This is a genomic window from Aquincola tertiaricarbonis (assembly GCF_023573145.1).
GTDB classification, from domain to species: domain Bacteria; phylum Pseudomonadota; class Gammaproteobacteria; order Burkholderiales; family Burkholderiaceae_C; genus Aquincola; species Aquincola tertiaricarbonis_B.
The window spans coordinates 2,380,952-2,402,481 of the sequence record NZ_CP097636.1; the positions used below are offsets into that span (position 1 = coordinate 2,380,952).

Here is a 21,530-nt window from a genome sequence, read left to right on the forward strand (position 1 = left end):
CACCTACCAACAAAGCGGGCACTTTTCTTCGTCACGGAACACTGCGACACTCGCGCCCCGGTTCTGACATGCAATTAGTGCATGCATTTGTAGTTACTGCACAACATTCGACACGGGGCCCGAACTGAATGCCAAGGACGCTGACGTGAGCAACGCTTTCTCAGGCACCTCCACCATCGACGCATGGCTTGCGCCACTGCCCGACGAGGATGCCCCTTGCGGCCCCGATCTCGAGTACGACAACGACTTTCTGGCCCTGACCCAGGCCGCTGCCGGCAAGCCGGAAACGCAGTTCGAAGCAGCAGTACCCCCCGACTGGCGCGACGTGCGCAGCCAGTGCGAAGCGCTGATGGAACGCACCCGCGACCTGCGCATCGCCGTGACCTGGATGCGCGCCTGCATCCACCTCGATGGCTTCGTGGCCGTGCCCGAAGGCCTGCGCCTGCTGCACGGCCTGCTGGACACCTACTGGGACACGCTGCATCCGCTGCCCGACCCCGACGACGGCGACCCCTACGCACGGATGAACGCGCTGGCCGTGCTGCGCGAATCCGACGGTGGCGTGGGCGATGTACGCCGGGCGCTGCTGGTGCGCCAGCGCGGCGTGGGCGAGGTGCGGGTGCGCGCGGTGGAGGTGGCCCTGGGTCTGGCCACCGCCAAGGAAGGCGAGCCCAGCTTCACCCGTGAGCAGCTGACCCAGATTCTGGGCGCCGCGGTGGCCCAGGACCCGGCGCTGAGCACCCAGCCGGCCGATGCGATGGCGCAGCTGAAGGCGCTGATCTCGCTGGCCAACGACAAGGCCGGCATCGAGTCGGCGCCCGATCTCAAGCCGCTGCAGTCGCTGCTGAACATGCTGGTGGGCGTGATGCCCGCGGCCAGCGCGGCCGAAGCAGACGCCGAGGACGAAGCGACGGAGGGGGCGGACGACGGTGCCGGTGAGACCGATGACGCCGGCAGCGCCGCCCCGCGTGGCCGCCGTGCCGCGCAGCGCGGCCTGTCGGGCACGGTCGAATCCCGCGAGGACGCGATCAAGGCCATCGACATGGTGTGCGAGTACCTCGAGCGCACCGAGCCCACCAGCCCCGCCCCCATGCTGCTGCGCCGGGCGCGGCGGCTGATCAACCACAACTTCCTTCAACTGATGAAGGAACTGGCGCCCGACGCACTGGCCGAGGTGGCCCGTGTGATGGGCGTCGATCCCGACACCGTGCAACTGGACGACGAGTCCGCTTAGTGAAGTCCGCTTGAGGCCGCGCGTCCGGCCTTTCCAACCAAGGAGTGAGTCATGGGTAGCAGCCAGAAATTCATCGCCCGCAACCGGGCACCGCGGGTCCAGATCGAGTACGACGTGGAGGTCTACGGCGCCGAGAAGAAGGTGCAGCTGCCCTTCGTCATGGGCGTGCTGTCCGACCTCTCGGGCAAGCCGGCCGACCCGCTGGCACCGGTGGCCGACCGCAAGTTCCTCGAGATCGACGTCGACAACTTCGACGCGCGCATGAAGTCGATGAAGCCGCGCGTGGCCTTCCAGGTGCCCAACACGCTGACCGGCGAAGGCAACATCAACGTCGACCTGTCGTTCGACAGCATGGACGACTTCTCGCCCGCGGCCGTGGCCCGCAAGGTGGACTCGCTCAACAAGCTGCTGACCGCCCGCGAGCAGCTGCAGAACCTGGTGACCTACATGGACGGCAAGGGCGGCGCCGAAGAGCTGATCGCCAAGCTGCTGGCCGACCCGGCGCTGCTGGGCTCGCTGGCCGCCTCGGCCAAGCCCGCCGACGAAGGCAGCGCCACCTGACGCGCACCGCACGCTGACACCCGAACCCGGAGCACATCCCATGGCAGAAGCCCAAACCAGCTCTTCCGCACTGGCCGCGGTCAGCCTCGAAGGCAACGACCTCGCCTCGCTGCTGCAGAAAGAGTTCAAGCCCAAGAGCGACGAGGCCAAGAGCGCGGTGGAACAGGCCGTGCAGACGCTGGCCCAGCAGGCCTTGTCGCAGACGCAGCTGATCGGCAAGGACACGATCAAGACGATCGAGGACATGATTGCCGCGATCGACAAGAAGCTGTCGGAGCAGATCAACCTGATCCTGCACCACGCCGATTTCCAGAAGCTCGAAGGTGCCTGGCGAGGCCTGCATTACCTCGTCAACAACACCGAGACGGACGAGATGCTGAAGATCCGCGTGATGAACATCAGCAAGCAGGATCTCGGCAAGACCCTCAAGCGCTACAAGGGCACGGCCTGGGACCAGAGCCCGCTGTTCAAGAAGCTGTACGAGGAAGAGTTCGGCCAGTTCGGTGGCGAGCCCTTCGGCTGCCTGGTGGGCGACTACCACTTCGACCAGAGCGCGCCCGACGTGGAGCTGCTGGGCGAGATGGCCAAGGTGGCCGCGGCCGCCCACGCGCCCTTCATCGCCGGTGCCTCGCCCAGCGTGATGCAGATGGATTCGTGGCAGGAGCTGGCCAACCCGCGCGACCTGACCAAGATCTTCACCACGCCCGAGTACGCCGCCTGGCGCTCGCTGCGTGAGTCGGACGATTCGCGCTACATCGGCCTGGCGATGCCGCGCTTCCTGTCGCGGCTGCCGTACGGCGCCCGCACCAACCCGGTGGAAGCCTTCAACTTCGAGGAAGACACCGGCGCGGCCGACCACAGCAAGTACACGTGGGCCAATGCCGCCTATGCGATGGCGGCCAACATCAACCGCTCCTTCAAGGAATACGGCTGGTGCTCGCGCATCCGGGGCATCGAGTCCGGCGGCGCTGTGGAAGGCCTGCCCACCCACACCTTCCCGACCGACGACGGCGGCGTGGACATGAAGTGCCCGACCGAGATCTCGATCAGCGACCGCCGAGAGGCCGAGCTGGCCAAGAACGGCTTCATGCCGCTGGTGCACCGCAAGAACAGCGACTTCGCCGCCTTCATCGGCGCGCAGTCGCTGCAAAAGCCGGCCGAATACGACGATCCGGACGCCACCGCCAATGCCAACCTGGCGGCGCGGCTGCCCTACCTGTTCGCCACCTGTCGTTTTGCCCACTACCTGAAGTGCATCGTGCGCGACAAGATCGGCTCCTTCAAGGAGCGCGACGACGTGCAGCGCTGGCTGCAGGACTGGATCCTGAACTACGTGGACGGCGATCCGGCGCACTCGTCGGAGCAGACCAAGGCCCGCAAGCCGCTGGCCGCCGCCGAGGTGGTGGTCGAGGAAGTGGAAGGCAACCCCGGCTACTACACCTCGAAGTTCTTCCTGCGGCCGCACTACCAGCTCGAAGGGCTGACGGTGTCGCTGCGCCTGGTGTCCAAGCTGCCTTCGGCCAAGGGCGCCTGAGTCTCGTTTCTTGGGGATGGCGGCGCATGGTGCGCCGCCTAGAGTGTTCACGCGACAACCAACCGCCCGCATTCGCGCAGGGCATCAAGGAGATCCATCATGGCTGTAGACATGTTCATCCAGATCGGCGACATCAAGGGCGAGTCGACCGACAAGACCAACGCCGAGATGATCGACGTGCTCGCCTGGAGCTGGGGCATGAGCAATTCGGGCACCACCCACATGGGCGGCGGCGGCGGCAGCGGCAAGGCCAACGTGCAGGACCTGTCCTTCACCAAGTACATCGACTCCTCGTCCAACGCGCTGCTCAAGTCGGTGTGCGAAGGCACCCACCACCCCAAGGCCAAGCTGATCGTGCGCAAGGCCGGCGGCAAGCCGCTCGACTACGTGGTGCTGGAGCTGGAAGAAGTGCTGGTCACCTCGGTGTCCACCGGCGGCAGCGGCGGTGAAGACCGCCTGACCGAGAACGTGTCGCTGAACTTCGCCAAGTTCACCTACAAGTACCAGCCGCAGGACGAAAAGGGCGCCAAGAAGGGCGGCACCAAGGACTACGCCTACGACATCGCCGGCAACGCCGAAGCCTGACGCGAAAGCTGCCGCACCTGACCGGGCGCCGCCGCGCGCCCGGCCCCTCTTCTGCTGGACCCGAGCGTACCCATGGCCAAAGGCGACATGCACCTTCGCATCGAAGGCAAGAGCACCGGCGTGATCCGGGGCGAATCCAACGCGGCGAACCACCTCGGCGAGATCGAGGTCAGCGAGTGGTCCTGGGGCATGAGTGCCGCTTCGGGCCTGGGCGGCGCGGGCACCGCCTCGCGGGCCGCCTTGTCCGAGTTGCGCATCACCAAGCGTGTGGACAGCGCGTCCACCGCGCTGATGGGCGTGATGCGCAGCAATGAACAGATCAAGAAGGCCGTGCTGTCGGTCCGCAAGAGCGGTGGCACGCCCATCGACTACCTGGTGATCACCATCGAACGCGGCCGCCTGACGGCGCTGGACATCGGCACCGAGGCACCCGACAGCCCGATGCTGGTGGAACGCTTGGCCATCGCCTTCGAGAAGATCGACGTGAGCTACAGCGGCCAGGACGAACGCGGCGCCAAGAAGGCGTCGTCGTCGTTCACGGCAGAGGTCACCGGATGAACCCCACCCCCGAACAAGCCTTGCGCGAAGGCGATCCGCAGCGCGCCCTCAAGCTGCTGCAGGACCAGGTGCGCGCCAAGCCCGCCGACGCCAAGCTGCGCATCTTCCTGTTCCAGCTGCTGTGCGTGCTGGGCCAGTGGGAGCGGGCCCGCAACCAGCTGGACGTGGTGGGCGAGCTGGACGCCAGCGCCCTGCCCATGGTGCAGACCTACCGCGAGACGCTGCAGTGCGAAGCCCTGCGCGCCGCGGTGTTCCAGGGCCGCAAGGTGCCGCTGCTGTTCGGCGAGCCCGAGGCCTGGGTGGCGCTGCTGATCGAGGCCCTGATCCGCGACGGCCGCGGCGAGCATGACGATGCGCACCAACTGCGCATCCAGGCGCTGGACGACGCGCCCGACTGCGCCGGCAGCGCCGACGGTCAGGCCTTCAACTGGCTGGCCGATGCCGACATGCGGCTGGGCCCGGTGGTCGAGGCGGTCGTCAACGGCCGCTACTACTGGGTGCCGATGACGCGCCTGGCCGAAGTCAAGATCGAGCCGCCCACCGACCTGCGCGACCGGGTGTGGACGCCGGCCCAGCTGCTGTTCAGCAATGGCGGCGAGACGGTGGCCTTCATCCCCACCCGCTATGCGGGCACCGACCTCTCTGACGGCCTGCTGGCGCTGGCCCGCCGCACCGACTGGCTGGAGCCGCGGCCGGGCCTGGTCATCGGCGCCGGCCAGCGCATGTGGGCCACCGACAGCGGCGACCTGGCGCTGATGGACACCCGCGCCATCAGCTTCCACGCCTGATCACCCCGGCCGGACTGCGGGCGCCATGGCCCTGAACAAAGCCGCCGACCGCCTGCAGCCCGCGCTGCTGGACCGCCTGCGCGACGACGACCCCGACACGCGCAGCGACCCGCCCGAGCAGCGGGTGCTGTCGCGCCAGCAGCTGCGCCAGGCCGTGCTGCGCGACCTGAGCTGGCTGTTCAACAGCGCGCGGCTGAGTGACTCGCAGCCGCTGGATGCCTGGCCGCAGGTGCGGCGATCGGTCATCGACTACGGACTGCCCGCGCTGTCGGGCCTGTGCGCCTCGTCCATTGACGCGGTGTCGCTGGAGGCACAGGTGCGCCAGGCCATCATCGACCATGAGCCGCGCATCCTGGCGCCCACGCTGAAGGTGGAGGCCGTGGTCGACGGCGAACAGCTGGACCACCACAACCAGATCAGCTTTCGCATCAGCGGCCAGCTGTGGGCGCAGCCGGTGCCGCTGGAGCTGCTGCTGCACACCGACATCGACCTGGAGACGGGCCGCGTCGACATCAAGGAACTGGCGCGCTGATGGACCCGCGACTGCTGCGCTACTACAACCAGGAACTGGCGCACCTGCGCGAGATGGGCGCCGAGTTCGCCCAGCAGTTTCCGAAGATCGCCGGCCGGCTGCGCATGGACGGCGTGGAGGTGGCCGACCCCTACGTGGAGCAGCTGCTGGAGGGCTTCGCCTTCCTCACCGCCCGCGTGCAGCTGAAGCTGGACGCCGAGTTCCCGCGCTTCACCCAGCGGCTGCTGGAGATCGTCTACCCCAATTTCCTCGCGCCCACGCCGGCCATGTTGATCGCCCAGCTGCAGCCCGACCTGGCCGATGCCGGCCTGGCCACCGGCACCACGCTGCCGCGCTTCAGCATGCTGGGCAGCGCCAGCGCACGCACCGGGCAGACGGCCTGCCGCTTCCGCACCGCGCAGGACCTGACGATGTGGCCGCTGGAGATCACCGAGGCCAGCTACTTCACCCATGCCACCCAGTTGCCGCTGGCCGCGGTGCCCGAATGGCGCGGCCACGGCGGCGGGCTGCGCATCAAGTTGCGCACCACCGCCGGCCTTGACTTCAGCCAGCTGCGGCTGCAGGACCTGCGGCTGCACTGCGCCGGCATCGACGACATCGCCTACCGGCTGCATGAGCTGGTGTGCGGCCACGTGATCGGCGGCTTCGTGCTGCCTTCGGGCCCTGGTGCCCAACGCGACCGCTGGCAGCGCATCGAGGCCGAGGACGTGCGGCGCGTGGGCTTCGAGCCCGAAGAGGCGCTGCTGCCGCCCGCCCTGCCCGGCTTCGACGGCTACCGGCTGCTGCAGGAGTACTTCGCATTTCCGCAGCGCTTCCTCTTCTTCGAGCTGGCTGGCCTGGGCGAGTCGCTGCGCGCCGTCGGCGGGCAGGAGGTGGAGCTGGTGCTGCTGTTCTCGCGCGGCGACCCCACGCTGCAGCAGTCGGTGGATGCCAGCGCGCTGGCGCTCAACTGCGTGCCGGCCGTCAACCTGTTCGAGCAGCGCTGCGACCGCATCCACGTCTCGCCGCAGACCAGCGACTTCCACGTGGTGGTGGACCGCACCAAGCCGATGGACTATGAGATCCATGACGTGCTGGAAGTCACCGGCTATGGCGTGGGTTCGCAGAGCGAGCGGCGTTTCATGCCGCTGTACGCCGCCTTCCATGCCGAGGACCATGAGCACGACGCCTACTTCGCGCAGCAGCGTGAGCCGCGGCTGCTGAGCAGCACGCAAAAGCGCGACGGGCCGCGTTCGTCGTACGTGGGCAGCGAGGTGTTCATCAGCGTGGTGGACGCGCGCGAGGCGCCCTACAGCGGCAGCCTGCAGCAGCTGGGCGTGAAGGCGCTGTGCAGCAACCGCGACCTGCCGCTGCTGCTGCCGGCCGGCGCCGAGCTGACGCTGGAAACCACCGCGCCGGTCAAGGGCGTGCGGGTGGTCAAGGGCCCCTCGCGCCCGCTGTCGGCGCTGCGTGAAGGCAACGTGGCCTGGCGCTTCATCAACCAGCTGTCGCTCAACCACCTGTCGCTGCTGGACACCGACCCCGAGCAAGGCGCCGCCGCGCTGCGCGAAATGCTGCGCCTGTATGTGCACGAGGCCGATGCCGCCCAGCACAAGCAGGTGGAAGGCCTGCGCTCGGTGCGCACCGAGCCGGTGGTGCGCCGGCTGCCCATGCCCGGGCCCATTGCCTTCGGCCGCGGCGTGCGCATCGAGCTGGAAGTGGACGAGCTGGCCTTCCAGGGCAGCAGCGCCTTTCTGCTGGGCTGCGTGATGGAGCGCTTCCTGGCGCGGCATGTGTCGATGAACGGCTTCACCGAAACCCATGTGCGCTCGGCCACCCGCGGCGCCATCCTGGTGGGCCGGCCCACCACGGGCACGAGGCCGGTGCTATGAGCCAGGCGCAAAGCCTGCTGCAAGCGCTGGCCGCCGAGCCCTGGCGCTACGACTTTTTTCATGCGCTGCGGCTGGTGGAAGCCGCGCACCCGCGCCAGCCGCGGCTGGGCACCGCCCGCCGCCCGCAGGACGAGCCGGTGCGCCTGGGCCAGTCGCCCGACCTCAGCTTTGCGCCGGCCACGCTGCATGCGGTGCGCCCGGCCACCGGCCAGCGGCCGCCGCGCATCGACGTGCGCTTCCTCGGCCTCTTCGGGCCCAACGGCCCGCTGCCGCTGCACCTGACCGAATACGCCCGCGAGCGCGAGCTGCACCACGGCGACGAGACCTTCGCCCGCTTTGCCGACCTGTTCCACCACCGGCTGCTGCTGCTGTTCTACCGGGCCTGGGCGCAGGCCCAGCCCGCGGTGGGCCTGGACCGGCCCGACGACGACCGCTTCGCCGCCTTCGTGGGCAGCCTCATCGGCATCGGCAGCCCGGCGCTGCGCCAGCGCGATGCGGTGCACGACCATGTGAAGCTGCACTTTGCCGGCGTGTTCACCCGCCAGTCGCGCAGCGCCGAAGGCCTGGCCGCGCTGCTGGGCGGCCTGCTGCGCCGGCCGGTGCAGGTGGCGCAGTTCGCCGGCGCCTGGATGGCGCTGCAGCCGGCTGAGCGCAGCCGCATCGGCCGCCAGCGCGCCGGCCGCCCCAACCCCAGTGCCCGCCTGGGCGGCGGCGCGGTACTGGGCGCCACCGTGTGGGACCGGCAGCACCACTTCACCGTGCACATCGGCCCGCTGGACCACGCCGGCTTTGCCGCACTGCTGCCGGGCGGCCACGTGCTGCCCGCGGTGGTGGCGCTGGTGCGCCAGTACGTGGGCGACGAATTCGGCTGGACGCTGTGCCTGGCCTTGCAGGCCGAGCAGATCCGCCCCGCCTGCCTGGGCCGCCACGGCCGCCTGGGCTGGGACAGCTGGCTGCGCCAGAGCGACCGCAGCGGCCAGGCCCTGCTGCGGCTGGCCCCCATCGAGGCGCTGCGTGCCCTGCGCAGGCGCCAGCACACCGAGAACCATCGCAACGCCCCGGCTGCGGCCCCCGTGCCGCCGGCAGCGCCCATCCCGCATTCATTGGAGAGGTAGGTCCGACCATGGCAGATATCAGCCGCGTTGCCGTCTTCGGCAAGCTCAACGCCCTTGCCTACAAGGCGGTGGAAGGGGCCACGGTGTTCTGCAAGCTGCGGGGCAACCCGACGGTGGAGCTGGAACACTGGATCGCCCAGATCCTGCAGAACCCCGATTCCGACTGGCACCGCATCGTCAAGCACTACGGGCTGGATGCCTCGGTGCTGGCCAAGGACATCACCACCGCGCTGGACCGCCTGCCACGCGGCGCCACCTCCATCAGCAACATCTCCGACACCATCGACACCGCGGTGGAGCGTGGCTGGGTGTACGGCTCGCTGATGTTCGGCGACAGCGCGGTGCGCACCGGCACGCTGCTGCTGGGCATGCTCAAGACCGGGCTGCTGCGCAATGCGCTGTATGCCATGTCGCGGCAGTTCGAGAGGATCAAGCCCGACGACCTGGCCGACAACCTGGCCCGCATCACCGAAGGCTCGCCCGAGGACGGCCAGGGCGCCACCGACGGCTCTGGCGTGGGCAGCGGCGCGCCGGGTGAAGGCTCGGGCGCCATCGCCCCGGCCGCCATGGGCAAGCAGGAGGCGCTGAAGAAGTTCACCACCGACCTCACCGAGCAGGCCCGCAGCGGCAAGATGGACCCCATCGTCGGCCGCGACGACGAGATCCGCCAGGTGGTCGACATCCTGATGCGCCGCCGCCAGAACAACCCCATCCTGGTGGGCGAGGCCGGCGTCGGCAAGACCGCGGTGGTCGAGGGCTTCGCCCAGCGCATCGCCCGCGGCGACGTGCCGCCAGCGCTGAAGGACGTGAAGCTGCTGGCGCTGGACGTGGGCCTGCTGCAGGCCGGCGCCAGCATGAAGGGCGAATTCGAGCAGCGCCTGCGCTCGGTGATCGAGGAGGTGCAGGCCAGCACCCAGCCCATCATCCTGTTCGTCGACGAGACGCACACCCTGGTGGGCGCGGGTGGCCAGGCCGGCACCGGCGACGCGGCCAACCTGCTCAAGCCAGCCTTGGCCCGCGGCACGCTGCGCACGGTGGGCGCCACCACCTGGGCCGAGTACAAGAAGTACATCGAGAAGGACCCGGCGCTGACCCGCCGCTTCCAGAACGTGCAGGTGGACGAGCCCGACGAGAAGAAGGCCATCCTGATGATGCGCGGCGTGGCCAGCACCATGGAAAAGCACCACCAGGTGCAGATCCTGGACGAGGCGCTGGAAGCCGCCGTCAAGCTCAGCCACCGCTACATCCCGGCGCGCCAGCTGCCCGACAAGAGCGTGAGCCTGCTGGACACCGCCTGCGCCCGCGTGGCCGTGAGCCTGCATGCCACGCCGGCCGAGGTGGACGACAGCCGCAAGCGCATCGAGTCGCTGGAGACCGAGCTGCAGATCATCGGCCGCGAGAAGGCCATCGGCATCGAAGTGCGCGAGCGCGAGACCGACGCCACCGCCGCGCTGGCCGATGAACGCGGCCGCCTGGCGCAGCTGGAAGAACGCTGGGCCGGCGAGAAGGCGCTGGTCGACGAGTTGCTGACCCTGCGCGCCCAGCTGCGCGGGGGCCCCGGCGGCACGCAGCCGGTGGAAGGCACCGGCAGCACGCTGGAAGCCCAGGCCGCGGCCGAGGTGCAGGCCGCCGCCGGTGCCGACCGCGAGGCCGCGCTGGCTCGCCTGCGCGAGGTGCAGCAGCAGCTCACCACGCTGCAGGGCGAAAGCCCGCTGATCCTGCCCACGGTGGACTACCAGGCGGTGGCCGCGGTGGTGGGCGACTGGACCGGCATTCCGGTGGGCCGCATGCAGCGCAACGAGATCGAGACGGTGCTCAAGCTGCCGCAGCTGCTGGCCCAGCGCGTGATCGGCCAGGACCATGCGATGGAGATGATCGCCAAGCGCATCCAGACCAGCCGCGCCGGCCTGGACAACCCCAGCAAGCCGATCGGCGTGTTCATGCTGGCCGGCACCTCGGGCGTGGGCAAGACCGAGACCGCGCTGGCCCTGGCCGAGGCGCTGTACGGCGGCGAGCAGAACCTCATCGTCATCAACATGAGCGAGTATCAGGAGGCGCACACCGTCTCGTCGCTCAAGGGCGCGCCCCCGGGCTACGTGGGCTATGGCGAAGGCGGCGTGCTGACCGAGGCGGTGCGCCGCAAGCCCTACAGCGTGGTGCTGCTGGACGAGGTGGAAAAAGCCCACCCCGACGTGCACGAGCTGTTCTTCCAGGTGTTCGACAAGGGCTTCATGGAAGACGGCGAAGGCCGCAGCATCGACTTCAAGAACACGCTGATCCTGCTGACCACCAATGCCGGCACCGACCTGATCGCCAGCATGTGCAAGGACCCCGAGCTGATGCCCGACCCCGAGGGCATGGCCAAGGCGCTGCGCGAGCCGCTGCTCAAGATCTTCCCGCCCGCGCTGCTGGGCCGGCTGGTCACCATTCCCTACTACCCGCTGTCCGACGAGATGCTGGGCAGCATCGTGCGGCTGCAGCTGGGCCGCATCAAGAAGCGCGTGGAAGCGCGCTACAAGATCCCGTTCGAGGTGGGCGACGACGTGGTCAAGCTGGTGGTCAGCCGCTGCACCGAGAGCGAATCGGGCGGCCGCATGATCGACGCCATCCTCACCAACACCATGCTGCCCGACATCAGCCGCGAGTTCCTGACCCGCATGATGGAAGGCAAGCCGATCGAGCGGGTGAAGGTCAGCGTGGTGGACGGGAACTTCAGCTACGGGTTCTGACATGGCCTTCCAGCTCACCAAGTTCCAGGAAAAGGTGCGGGCCGCCAACGGCCACTACGAGTGGTTCCGCACCAGTTCGCTGCACAACCTGATGGTGCTGCTGCGCGACTACCCGGCGCGCACGCGGCCGGACCAGATCGCGGCCGAGATCACCGGCATCCCCGACGACAAGAAGGACGTGAAGTACAAGGCGGCCTTCGACTACCTGCGCGCCGAGATACCGCTGCACAACATGGGCATCAGCCAGGGCGCCATCGTCAATGCCAAGCAGGCGATGCAGCACGTCACGCCCAATGCGCTGCCGCCACCGACCCTGCGGCCGGACGTGGTGCAGAAGGTGGACACCAGCACGGCGGTCTCGGTGCAGCAGAAGGCCAAGGCCTTCGACAAGGCCAGCCGCATCCATCGAGTGCTCAGTGGCCATGGCTGCTGGGCGCAGATGGCTGACCGCACATGGCCGATGGTCGACCTGAAGAAGGGCCAGGAGATCCGCTTCTACTGCGATCACTTCGAGCCGCTGGGCAACGACGTGGGCCAGATGATCGACAACCACCAGGATGTCGCCGCGGTGGAAACCTGGGTGGGGCCTCAGCGCATCTTCGACTACACGCTGCAGGAAAAAGGCACGCTCAAGCTGCTCAACCGCATGAAGGGCACCGGCGGCAAGCAGCTGGATGCACGCTTCATCACCGTCGATGCCGACACGCGGCTGAGCAGCTTCATCAACGACCCGGCCAACGCCACGGCCGTCTTCCATTGGGCGGCCTGCCGCGTGGTCTTCAACCGGCGCGGCCAGATGTGGAGCGAAACCGCCGGCCGCTGGATGACCTACAACCACACCACCCAAAGCTGGGGCTGAAAGCCGTACCGCATGCCCTCGTCCAAGAACCTCAGCCGCGAAGAGTTCATCGCCCTGGCCGCGCTGGCCCAGGCGCGCCGGCAGGCGGTCACGGCCATGTTCAGCGGCACCCAGCTCAAGTTCGGCAACGCCTCGATGTTGTCGACGGCCAAGGGCCTGCTGGGCTCGGGCAAGAAGCTGCGCGGCCAGGTCGGCAAGGCGGCCAAAGGGGGCACGGTGGCCGCCAAGGGCCTGCCCTCGCTGCCGGGTATGAAGCAGGCCTTCGAGGAGTTCATGGCCGAATGCGCCGGACTCGATGGCATCGATGACGTCATCGCCGCCATCGGCAGCGAAGCGCTGGCCGACCTGGTGGGCGAGGTGACGCCGGTGCTGGGCGTGCTGGTCAGCAGCGGCAAGCTGGCCAAGGCCGCCAAGACCGTGGCCGAAGACGGCTACCACCTGTACAAGAGCAGCGACTACAAGAAGGGCTTTCTGCGCGGCGACGCCTATGCGGCCGCCGAGGCGGTGCAGGACATCATCCGCCGCGACCTGGCCAAGCATTCGGTGGACCTGGCCCGCCAGAGCACCGCCACCGGCCTGAAGATCGCCGGCCTGTTCGCCGACCTGGGCACCGGCACCACCGCCGGCATCGGCGCCGCCAACGCGCTGGCCGGGCTGGGGCTGCAGCTGGCCTCGCTGGGCATCGACGTCAAGGAACTGCGCGCCGGCAACAAGCGGCTGGCCACACCCGAGACGCTGGACCTGACGGTGTTCAGCGAATGCCCGCTGCTGGGTTGCTACCTCATCACCTGCGCCGACACGTCGACGGTGGCCAACTTCTTCGTGGCCGACATCGGACTGCCCGGCTGGATGGACAAGGTCGAGGCGGTGAAGAAAAAGCAGATGGATCCGATGCTCAAGATCGCGACCAAGGCCATCGAGTCGTCGCGCATGCAGCTCGAGGGTTTGTCCAGCGACAAGGGCACGCACAGCAAGAAGGGCTTTTTCGCCGGCATCAAGAGCAAGGCGATGAAGCGCATCGGCCTGGCCTGAGGAAGTACGCCCATGAACGCCGCCAGCACCCCGCCGCCTGCCGTCGAAGTCAGCTTCGACGAAGCGCTTCGCATGGCCATCGGCCTGCACCGCGAGGGGCGGCTCGATGGCGCCGAGAAGCTGTACCGCCGGCTGCTGGCGCTGCAACCGGTGGAGGCCAATGCCACGCACTTCCTGGGCATGCTGCTGCACCAGCGGGGCCAGCGGGAGGAGGCACTGGCGCTGTTGCAACGCTCGGTGCAGATCGACGACGGCGTAGCCGCCTGGCACAACAACCTGGGCAATGCGCTGCTGGCGGCGGGCCAGGGCACCGAAGCGGCCGAGGCCTACGAGCGCTGCCGCGCGCTCGACCCGGACAACCTGGAAGTGCTGAACAACCTGGGCTGCATGCAGACACGCCTGCGGCGCCTGCCGGAGGCCGAAGCCTCGTTCCGGGCGGTGCTGGCACGCAACCCCGACCATGCGGACGCGCAGCTGAACCTGGCCTGGCTGCTGGCCCGTTGGCAGCGTATGCCCGAAGCCCTGCCCCACTTCACCCGCGCGCTGGAACTGCGGCCGCGCGAAGGCCGGATGCGCCGGCTGCTGGGCATCGTGTATGCCGAAAGCGGCCGGCTGGAAGAAGCAGCCGCTGTCTTCCGCGAATGGCTGGCGCTGGAGCCGGGCAGCGCGCAGGCCCGCCACCATCTGGCCGCCGTCACCGGACAGGGCGTGCCCGAGCGTGCACCGGACGAGTACGTGACCCATGTGTTCGACGACTTCGCCGGCAGCTTCGATGAGCGTCTGGCCGCGCTGGACTACCGCGCCCCGCAGTGCGTGGCCGAGGCGCTGGCCCTGCAGCTGGGCGAGCCGCCCGCGACGCCGCAGCTCGACGTGCTGGACGCCGGCTGCGGCACGGGCCTCTGTGGCCGCTACCTGCGGCCCTACGCCCGCCGGCTGGTGGGTGTGGACCTGTCGGCCGGCATGCTGGCCCAGGCCCGCGCGCGCGGCGGCTACGACGCGCTGCACCAGGCCGAACTCGGCGCCTGGCTGGCCGCGCACCCCGACACCTGCGACGTGCTGGTCTCGGCCGACACCTTGTGCTACTTCGGCCGGCTGGACGAGGTGCTGGCCGCCGCCGCCCGCAGCCTGCGGCCCGGCGGGCTGCTGGTCTTCACCGTCGAGTCGCATGAAGACGCCGCCGACCATCGGCTGCAAGCCCATGGCCGCTACAGCCACGCCCAGCCCTACCTGCAGCGCAGCCTGGCGGCGGCCGGCCTGCGGGCCCCGCCGCTGACGCCGGTGATCCTGCGCCAGGAAGCCGGCCAGCCGGTGCACGGCTGGCTGGTCACCACCCGGAGACACGATGCCTGAAGCCAGCGACAACCCGCTGATGAAGCTCACCACGCCGCTGGGCGAGGAGGCGCTGAAGTTCCGCAGCCTCTCGGCCACCGAGGAGGTGGGCCGCCTGTTCGAGTTCCACGTCGCCGCGGTGGCCGGCGATCCCGCCGTCGACATCGACAGCCTGGTCGGCCAGACGGCCCATGTGTCGCTGGAGCTGCCCGACGCCAGCCAGCGCCACCTGCACGGCGTGGTGGCCTCGGTGGGTCTGGAAGGCTTTGCCGCTGGCTGGCTGCAGGTGCGGCTGGTGCTGCGCCCGTGGCTGTGGCTGCTGACCCGCCGTGCCGACACCCGCATCTTCCAGCACAAGAACGCGCAGGAGATCCTGGCCGAGGTGTTCGGGAGGTATGTGCATGCGGTGCGCTTCGACATCAGCGGCAGCCTGCCCACCTACGAGTACTGCGTGCAGTACCGCGAGTCGGACTTCAACTTCGTCAGCCGGCTGATGGAGCAGGAGGGCCTGTACTACTACTTCGAACACACCGACTCGCAGCACACCATGGTGGTGGTCAATGCGATGTCGGCGCACACGCCGTACCGCAGCTTCGAGCAGGTGCCCTTCGCCGAACAGGCCTACGGCAGCCTGACCGACGAGTTCATCAACGAGTGGCGCAGCAGCCTGGAGCTGCACACCGGCAAGGTCACGCTCAACGACTACAACTTCACCACACCCGAGACCTCGCTCAGTGCCGACGCCTCGTCGGACGGCACGGGTGCCGACGACACGCTCGAGCACTACGATCCGCCCGGCGACTACCAGGCGGCCAGCGCCGGCACCCGCTATGCCGGTCTGCGGGTGGATGAGCTGGCTGCCTCGGCCCGCCGCAAGACCGGCAGCGGCAGCGTGCGCACGCTGGCCGCCGGCAGCCGTTTCAGGCTGCAGGACCACCCCCGCGACGCGGAGAACGCCGAGTACGTGCTGCTGTCCACCCGCATCGATGCCGGCTTCACCGACCAGTCGTCGGGCCAGCCCGAGAGCTGGTTCCGTTGCAGCTTCACCGCCATCGACGCCGCCACCGTGTACCGGCCGCCGCGCATCACGCCCAAGCCCACGGTGCCAGGGCCGCAGACGGCCGTCGTGGTGGGCAAGTCCACCGAAGAGATCGACACGGACGAATACGGCCGGGTCAAGCTGCACTTCCACTGGGACCGGCTGGGCGAGAAGAACGAGAACAGCTCCTGCTGGGTGCGGGTGGCCACGCCCTCGGCCGGCAAGGGCTTCGGCATGATCGCCGTGCCGCGCATCGGGCAGGAGGTGGTGGTCGACTTCATCGAAGGCGACCCCGACCGGCCGCTGGTCACCGGCAGCGTCTACAACGCCACGCAGGTGGTGCCCTATGAGCTGCCGGCCAACAAGACGGTGTCCACCTGGCGCAGCCAGTCCAGCAAGGAAGCCGAACGCGCCAACTTCAACGAGCTGCGCTTCGAGGACAAGAAGGGCAGCGAGTACGTCTGGTTCCATGCCGAGAAGGACTACTACCAGCAGGTCAAGAACGACTCGGCGGTGTGGGTGGGCCGCGATGCCTTCCGCATCGTCACGCGCGACCTGAAGGAAGACCTGCAACGCGACGTCGAACGCAAGATGGCCCGCGACCTGAAGGAAAGCGTGGGCCGCGACCAGAGCCTGAAGATCACCGGCAAGAGCGCCAACGAGGTGGGCGGCGCCTACGGCCTCAAGGTCACCGGCGACCTGGTGCAGGAATCGGCCGCGGTGGTGTCGGTCAAGTCGGGCGCGGACATGGTGCACAAGGTGGGCGCCAACCTGGGCGTGGAAGCGGCGGCCAACGTGCACATCAAGGGCGGTGCCAACGTCGTCATCGAAGCGGGTGCCACGCTCACGCTGAAGTGCGGCAGCTCGTCGGTGGTGCTCACCAGCGGCGACGTGTCCATCACCGGCACCATGGTCAAGGTGAACTCCGGCGGCAGCCCCGGTGCCGGCAACGGCGCCTCGCCCAAGTCGCCCGAAGCCCCTGCCGAGCCCGCCGCGCTGGAAAAGCCCGAGGACCCGCTGCCGTGAACGGAGGCCGCTGAGTGGGCCAGTACCGGCTGGCCGGCCCCACCTGTGGCGGCCGGCAGACCCTGCAGACGCAGGACGGCACCCTGCCGCGCACGCCCGGCTGCGCGCCTGGCGCCGTGCACGGCGCGCAGCCGGGCGCCGCCAGCGGCATGGACCCCGTGACGCTGTGGCACCGCGCTGCCTGCGTGCATGAGGCCAGCGGCATCGCGCTGGAACTGGCGCCCGGCGCCATCGCCCAGGAAACGGGCTATGAACTGCGCCAGCTGCTGCAGGGCCTGCTGCCCGGGCTGCTGACGATGGTGGCCGTGGTGGGTGCCACCGCGGCCCTGGGCGGCGTGGTGGGTGCGGCCATCGGTGCGCTGGCCGGTGGCGTGGGCGCGGTGCCCGGTGCCGCGGCCGGCGCCACGCTGGGCACCGACCTGGGCATCGCGCTGCTGGGCTGGCTGGGCCTGGGCTTCCTGGCGGTGGCCATCGGCCGCGGCCTGGGCGAAGTCAGCGGCATGGTGGTGCAGGCGGTGCGCCTGGCCTGGGACGCTCACGGCACGCCCCGCCGCAACGCCGACGTGCAGGCCGCCGGCGCCTTGATGGCGCGCGCCGTGGCGCGGCTGATGCTGCTGATCCTGATGGCCATCGTCGCGCGGTTGACCTTCAGCCAGGCCGTGGGCGCCAGCGGTCGCGCGGCCGGCTCGGCCGACGAGCTGATCGCCGCGCTGCGCCAGAGCCGGCTGGGCGCCGGCTTTGCCGACTGGGTGGCGGCCAATGCCCAGTCGCTGGTGCGCAACCCGCGGCTGCGCCCTCACCGCGAGACCGGCGCCGGTACCACCACCCGCAGCCAGGCGGCCACACCTTCACAGCTGCGGCCGGCGGCCCCGCCGCCAGCACCACCACCACCACCGCCGCCGCCTGCCACGCAACGGCCCAGCCCTCGCCAATCGGAGATCGACGTCGGCCAGGACCTGGGGCCAGGCCATCGGCCCCAGGTGAGCTACCTCAACGGCAAGGAGGTCAAGTACGGCACAGCCGGCAGTGTGAGGCCCGACTATGTGGCGCCGGGCGACGTGGCCAGCTTCGAGGTGAAGAACTACAACCTTGCCAACAACCAGTCGGGGCTCATCAACAACGTATCCACCCAGGCGGTGCAACGTGCCCAGCACTTGCCGGCGGGGATGGAGCAGCAGGTCATCATCGACATCCGTGGCCAGGTCGTCAGCAACGCCCAGAAGAATGACATCATCCGCGGCATCGTCCAGCAGTCCAGGGGTGCGGTAGCGCCCGACGCCATCACCTTCAAGCAATGAGCAAACCGCCTGTGATCGGCATCTTCGGAGGCCACACCGTCTACGAGTTGGGACCGCCTGCGGATGTGGAAGCCTTTTTTCAGGCCGTGGTCACGGCCATGACACGCTGGCCCGACGACGCACCCGGCAGCCTCCTGCTCGACCGGCTGTATCGACGCTATCTTCACGCCGAGGCGTTGCCGGCCGCGCGCCAGGCGATGGCCGCAGTGCAAGCCCGGTTCGCACGGCTTGGCACCGATGACCCGGCCTTTCGTGCCGCGCGCGAAGCCAGCGCCGATCCGGCGAGCCGCCTGCCGGCGCAGGCGGCGACGGGGGCCGCCCTGTTCGGCCTGTGGTTCACCCGCTTCGACGAGGCCGTGGACGCCGCGCTGTCGTTCCAGGCCGAATTCGGCATCTACCAGGCGGTGCGTCTGGTCATCGCCGACATGCCCGGCTTCATGATCGACAAGAAGCGCCCGCTGCCCCAGTACGATGCGCTGGAAGGCCCGCCCTTCTGGCAGCGAAGCGCGGCCCCATGAGCAGCCTGCCCGACGCGCTGTACCAGCAGGTGGAGCAGTTGTCCGAGCGGGGCAACTTGGCGTTCGACGCCGGCCGCTTCGGCGCTGCCATCGCGCCCTGGCAGGCCGCGGTGGACCTGCTGCCGGCTCCCGGCCCGCAGTGGGAAGCCTGGACCTGGCTGCACACCGCCATCGGCGATGCGTACTACCAGCTGGGCAACTTCCCCTCGGCCCGTGCGGCACTGCTGGACGCACTCAACGGCCCGGGCGCGCAGGAAAACCCCTTCGTGCACTACCGCCTGGGCCAGGCTGCCCACCGCACCGGCCGCGACGATGAAGCCCGCGAACACCTGCTGCGCGCCTACATGCTGGACGGGCCAGACATCTTCCAGGCCGAAGCCGACGGCGCCCGCTGGCTGCAGTGGCTGCGCGATGCGGGGCTGGTGGATTGACGGTGCAGGCATCCACCGACTTGCTCGCCGCCCCGTTCGACCTGCTGGCCGCCCACTGGCCGGCGGTGGCCGAGCGGCTGGGCGGGCGGCAGGAGGCCTTTCTGGCCAGCGCCGCCCAATCGGCCGCGCGGCATGGTCTGGTGGATGCGCTGTCGCAGGGGCGCTACCTCAACCTGTGCTTTGCTTTCGGACCCGGCTTCGAGCTCAAGCCGCAGCATGAATGGGCGCTGGCGCTGCTGGCCGATGAGCGACTGCAGCCACTGGTCAAGCTGCATCAGGTGCTGCACCGGGCCAGGGCCGAACTGCAGCGCAGCGGCGGCGATGCGGCCACCCTGCAGCGGGCCGACGCCCGCCTGCTGGACGACGCCGATGCCGCGCTGCAGGCCCAGGACCGCGACGCCGCCCCGCTGCCACGCCAGGCCTGCGACATCGAGGCGCTGGAGCTGCGCGTGCTGGACAGCGACTGGCGCCACGAATACCGGCTGCTGGGCGGCCAGTGGCAGCGCGTGCCCGGCCCCGCGGTGCCGCCGGCACTGCGCATCACCGCCGAACAGCCTGCGCCCGAACGCCTGCACCTGCTGACCCACGTCGCCGGCCAGGGCCCGCTGGCCCGGCTGCAACTGCGCCAGGCCCTGCATGCGGTGTGCGGCGAGCGCCATCCGGCTGCGCGCTGGCTGTCGGCCGAAGGCTTGAGCCAGTGGCACGGCCATGAGGCCAAGGCCGTGAGCTGGCCGGTCGGCAGCCTGGCCGCCACACCGCCCGCGCTGGGACTGGCTCTGGTGGAAGAAAGTTCGCCCGCCGTGCATCTGCTGCAGGTGCCCAGCTGCGGCCTGCGCGACATGGGCGTGCCGCTGGGCCCGCAGGCGCTGCAGGTGTGGGCCTGGCCGGCCGACCAGTGGCTGTGGGTGATGCAGCGCGAGCCGGCCATCGAAAGCCAGTGGCCTGCCGAGGGCGCCGCCCCGGCCCCCGCGCTGCCCAGCTCCCCCAACCCGGCGCCCACCCGCTGCCGCATCGAGCGCGACGGCCAGCCGGTGGATGCCCGCGGCTGGGTCGCAGGATTCGACCAGCAGCTGGCCCAGGCCTGGCAGCAGGCCATGCAGGCCTTGTTCAACGCCTGGGCACCAAGCGCCCAGCAGCCCACGCTGCGGGCCACACCCGGCCTGCTGACGGGCCGCGCCGCGCTCACCTGGGGCTGGCGCGAAGGCAGCGCCGGCCTGGCGGCCGAGCCGGTGCTGCGCGTGGCCGGCGAGCTGGACCTGACCTGCAGCCTGGCCCTGACGCTGGAAGGCGAGATGGACCTGGGCGGCAGCCGCGCCCGCGTGCAGCTGCAGGCGGAGGGCAGCAGCCCGCTGCAGCAGCCGCTGCTGCGCGACACGCCACGCCCGGCCCTGATGGAGACGGTGATGCCGCTGGCCACCGAGCTGCGCCTGCCCTTCACCTTGACCGTGGACCCCATCGCCCATGACGACGGCCTGGTGTGGCGCGAGGCCGGGCCCTGCACCGGTGCCCTCACGCTGCAGGCCGGCCTGCGGCCGCGGCTGTCCGGCGGCAGCGGCTGGCAGTGGTTCGTGCGCGCCTCGCTGGAGCCGGTGATGGCGCCCCTGGTGCTGCACGACCCGCTGCTGGGCCTGACGCACCGGCAACTGGCGCTGCTGCCGGCGCTGCCCCTCATCGACTGGAGCCTGGGCTGATGGAACGCCTGCTGCTGCTGCGCCTGCGCGCCATCGGCTGCGCTGCCGAGGTGCGGCTCAACGACATCCCGGTGGCGCGCACGCCGGCCACCGGCGGCAGCCTGAGCGTGCCGGTGCATGAGTACCTGCTGTCGGGCACCAACCACCTGGCGCTGCTGCTCGATCCGCCGCCCGCAGGCGCGGCCATGGCGCCGCGGCTGGCGGCACCGGGCGGCCTGGCCGCACAGGCCCGGCTGCTGCTGCCACGCATCGGCCACGTGGGCAGCGAGCTGAGTGCCCGCACGCTGGCCGAGTTGTCGCTGGCCTTGCCCGAGGGCGAGATCTACCAGCCGCCGCTGGCCGCGCAGCGCAGCACCGAGCTGCCGATCAGCTTCCCGCGCTGGCGCTGGCTGGACCTGCCGCCGGTGGTCGACGTGGCCGCGGCGCAACCGCTGGTCGCCAGCTTCGTGCAGGGCCTGGCCATCGCACTGGCCAAGGGCGACCCCGAGCCCTTCATCCAGGGCGCGCGGCTGCGCTTCGAAGAACTGGCCGTGGCCTACCAGAAACCCGTCACCGAGCTGGCTTCCCGCTGGCGCGCGCGCATCCAGATGCTATTCGCCACCAAGTCGCTGCGCATGGTGCTGCCCGCGCTGGCCGACGTGCAGCTGCGGCCCTGCGCCGGTGGCCGCTTGCTGGACTGCGTGGACGCGAGCGGCCAGCCCATCCTGCGCACCGAGCCCGCACCCGACGGCAGCCGCCACGCCTGGCCGCTGCGCGTGGGCGTGGTCGAAGGCCATTGCCACGTGATGCGCTGAGCCCGC

The 21,530-nt window shown here is 69.8% G+C and carries 19 protein-coding genes; all 19 read left to right on the forward strand.

Features of this window, described 5'->3' with window-relative positions; genetic code table 11:
* Positions 1–145 precede the first annotated feature (145 nt).
* A complete protein-coding gene (gene tssA, locus MW290_RS25290) occupies positions 146–1,234 on the forward strand; it encodes a type VI secretion system protein TssA (protein ID WP_250197104.1) in 1,089 nt (362 codons plus the stop codon).
* Between the two features lie 51 nt (positions 1,235–1,285).
* Positions 1,286–1,795 (forward strand): type VI secretion system contractile sheath small subunit, encoded by a 510-nt coding sequence (gene tssB, locus MW290_RS25295; RefSeq protein ID WP_046115848.1) that lies wholly within the window; start codon positions 1,286–1,288, stop codon positions 1,793–1,795.
* 40 nt (positions 1,796–1,835) lie between these two features.
* Complete coding sequence (gene tssC / locus MW290_RS25300) at positions 1,836–3,329, forward strand: type VI secretion system contractile sheath large subunit (RefSeq protein WP_250197105.1); 1,494 nt, start codon at positions 1,836–1,838, stop codon at positions 3,327–3,329.
* Positions 3,330–3,428: 99 nt separating this feature from the next.
* Complete coding sequence (locus MW290_RS25305; protein ID WP_250197106.1) at positions 3,429–3,914, forward strand: Hcp family type VI secretion system effector; 486 nt, start codon at positions 3,429–3,431, stop codon at positions 3,912–3,914.
* Positions 3,915–4,001: 87 nt separating this feature from the next.
* Positions 4,002–4,472, forward strand: a complete 471-nt coding sequence (locus MW290_RS25310) for an Hcp family type VI secretion system effector (RefSeq protein WP_250197107.1) — start codon at positions 4,002–4,004, stop codon at positions 4,470–4,472.
* Positions 4,469–5,260, forward strand: a complete 792-nt coding sequence (locus MW290_RS25315) for a type VI secretion system accessory protein TagJ (RefSeq protein WP_250197108.1) — start codon at positions 4,469–4,471, stop codon at positions 5,258–5,260. The genes MW290_RS25310 and MW290_RS25315 overlap by 4 nt, the downstream gene beginning before the upstream one ends.
* 25 nt (positions 5,261–5,285) lie before the next feature.
* Positions 5,286–5,792, forward strand: coding sequence for a type VI secretion system baseplate subunit TssE (tssE, locus tag MW290_RS25320; protein ID WP_250197109.1), 507 nt, complete (start codon positions 5,286–5,288; stop codon positions 5,790–5,792).
* Positions 5,792–7,663: a type VI secretion system baseplate subunit TssF gene (gene tssF / locus MW290_RS25325; RefSeq protein ID WP_250197110.1), complete on the forward strand. Its 1,872-nt coding sequence runs from the start codon at positions 5,792–5,794 to the stop codon at positions 7,661–7,663. Before tssE ends, tssF begins: the two co-directional genes overlap by 1 nt.
* Positions 7,660–8,778: a type VI secretion system baseplate subunit TssG gene (gene tssG, locus MW290_RS25330; protein ID WP_250197111.1), complete on the forward strand. Its 1,119-nt coding sequence runs from the start codon at positions 7,660–7,662 to the stop codon at positions 8,776–8,778. Before tssF ends, tssG begins: the two co-directional genes overlap by 4 nt.
* Before the next feature lie 8 nt (positions 8,779–8,786).
* Positions 8,787–11,507 (forward strand): type VI secretion system ATPase TssH, encoded by a 2,721-nt coding sequence (gene tssH / locus MW290_RS25335; protein ID WP_250197112.1) that lies wholly within the window; start codon positions 8,787–8,789, stop codon positions 11,505–11,507.
* 1 nt (position 11,508) lies between these two features.
* Complete coding sequence (locus tag MW290_RS25340; protein ID WP_250197113.1) at positions 11,509–12,366, forward strand: putative adhesin; 858 nt, start codon at positions 11,509–11,511, stop codon at positions 12,364–12,366.
* A 12-nt stretch (positions 12,367–12,378) separates the two neighbouring features.
* Positions 12,379–13,398: a hypothetical protein gene (locus MW290_RS25345; RefSeq protein ID WP_250197114.1), complete on the forward strand. Its 1,020-nt coding sequence runs from the start codon at positions 12,379–12,381 to the stop codon at positions 13,396–13,398.
* Between the two features lie 12 nt (positions 13,399–13,410).
* The gene (locus MW290_RS25350; RefSeq protein ID WP_250197115.1) at positions 13,411–14,748 is read left to right on the forward strand and encodes a tetratricopeptide repeat protein; all 1,338 of its coding nucleotides are present in this window, start codon (positions 13,411–13,413) and stop codon (positions 14,746–14,748) included.
* Positions 14,741–16,792 carry a type VI secretion system Vgr family protein gene (locus MW290_RS25355; RefSeq protein ID WP_250197116.1) on the forward strand — a complete coding sequence of 684 codons (2,052 nt, stop codon included), beginning with the start codon at positions 14,741–14,743 and terminating at the stop codon, positions 16,790–16,792. The genes MW290_RS25350 and MW290_RS25355 overlap by 8 nt, the downstream gene beginning before the upstream one ends.
* 14 nt (positions 16,793–16,806) lie before the next feature.
* Positions 16,807–18,090, forward strand: a complete 1,284-nt coding sequence (locus MW290_RS25360; RefSeq protein ID WP_250197117.1) for a DUF6861 domain-containing protein — start codon at positions 16,807–16,809, stop codon at positions 18,088–18,090.
* Positions 18,087–18,608, forward strand: coding sequence for a hypothetical protein (locus MW290_RS25365; protein WP_250197118.1), 522 nt, complete (start codon positions 18,087–18,089; stop codon positions 18,606–18,608). Before MW290_RS25360 ends, MW290_RS25365 begins: the two co-directional genes overlap by 4 nt.
* On the forward strand, positions 18,605–19,039 hold the full coding sequence (locus MW290_RS25370) for a tetratricopeptide repeat protein (protein ID WP_250197119.1): 435 nt from the start codon (positions 18,605–18,607) through the stop codon (positions 19,037–19,039). Before MW290_RS25365 ends, MW290_RS25370 begins: the two co-directional genes overlap by 4 nt.
* A 2-nt stretch (positions 19,040–19,041) precedes the next feature.
* Positions 19,042–20,730 carry a hypothetical protein gene (locus tag MW290_RS25375; protein ID WP_250197120.1) on the forward strand — a complete coding sequence of 563 codons (1,689 nt, stop codon included), beginning with the start codon at positions 19,042–19,044 and terminating at the stop codon, positions 20,728–20,730.
* A complete protein-coding gene (locus MW290_RS25380) occupies positions 20,730–21,524 on the forward strand; it encodes a hypothetical protein (RefSeq protein ID WP_250197121.1) in 795 nt (264 codons plus the stop codon). The genes MW290_RS25375 and MW290_RS25380 overlap by 1 nt, the downstream gene beginning before the upstream one ends.
* Positions 21,525–21,530: the final 6 nt, after the last annotated feature.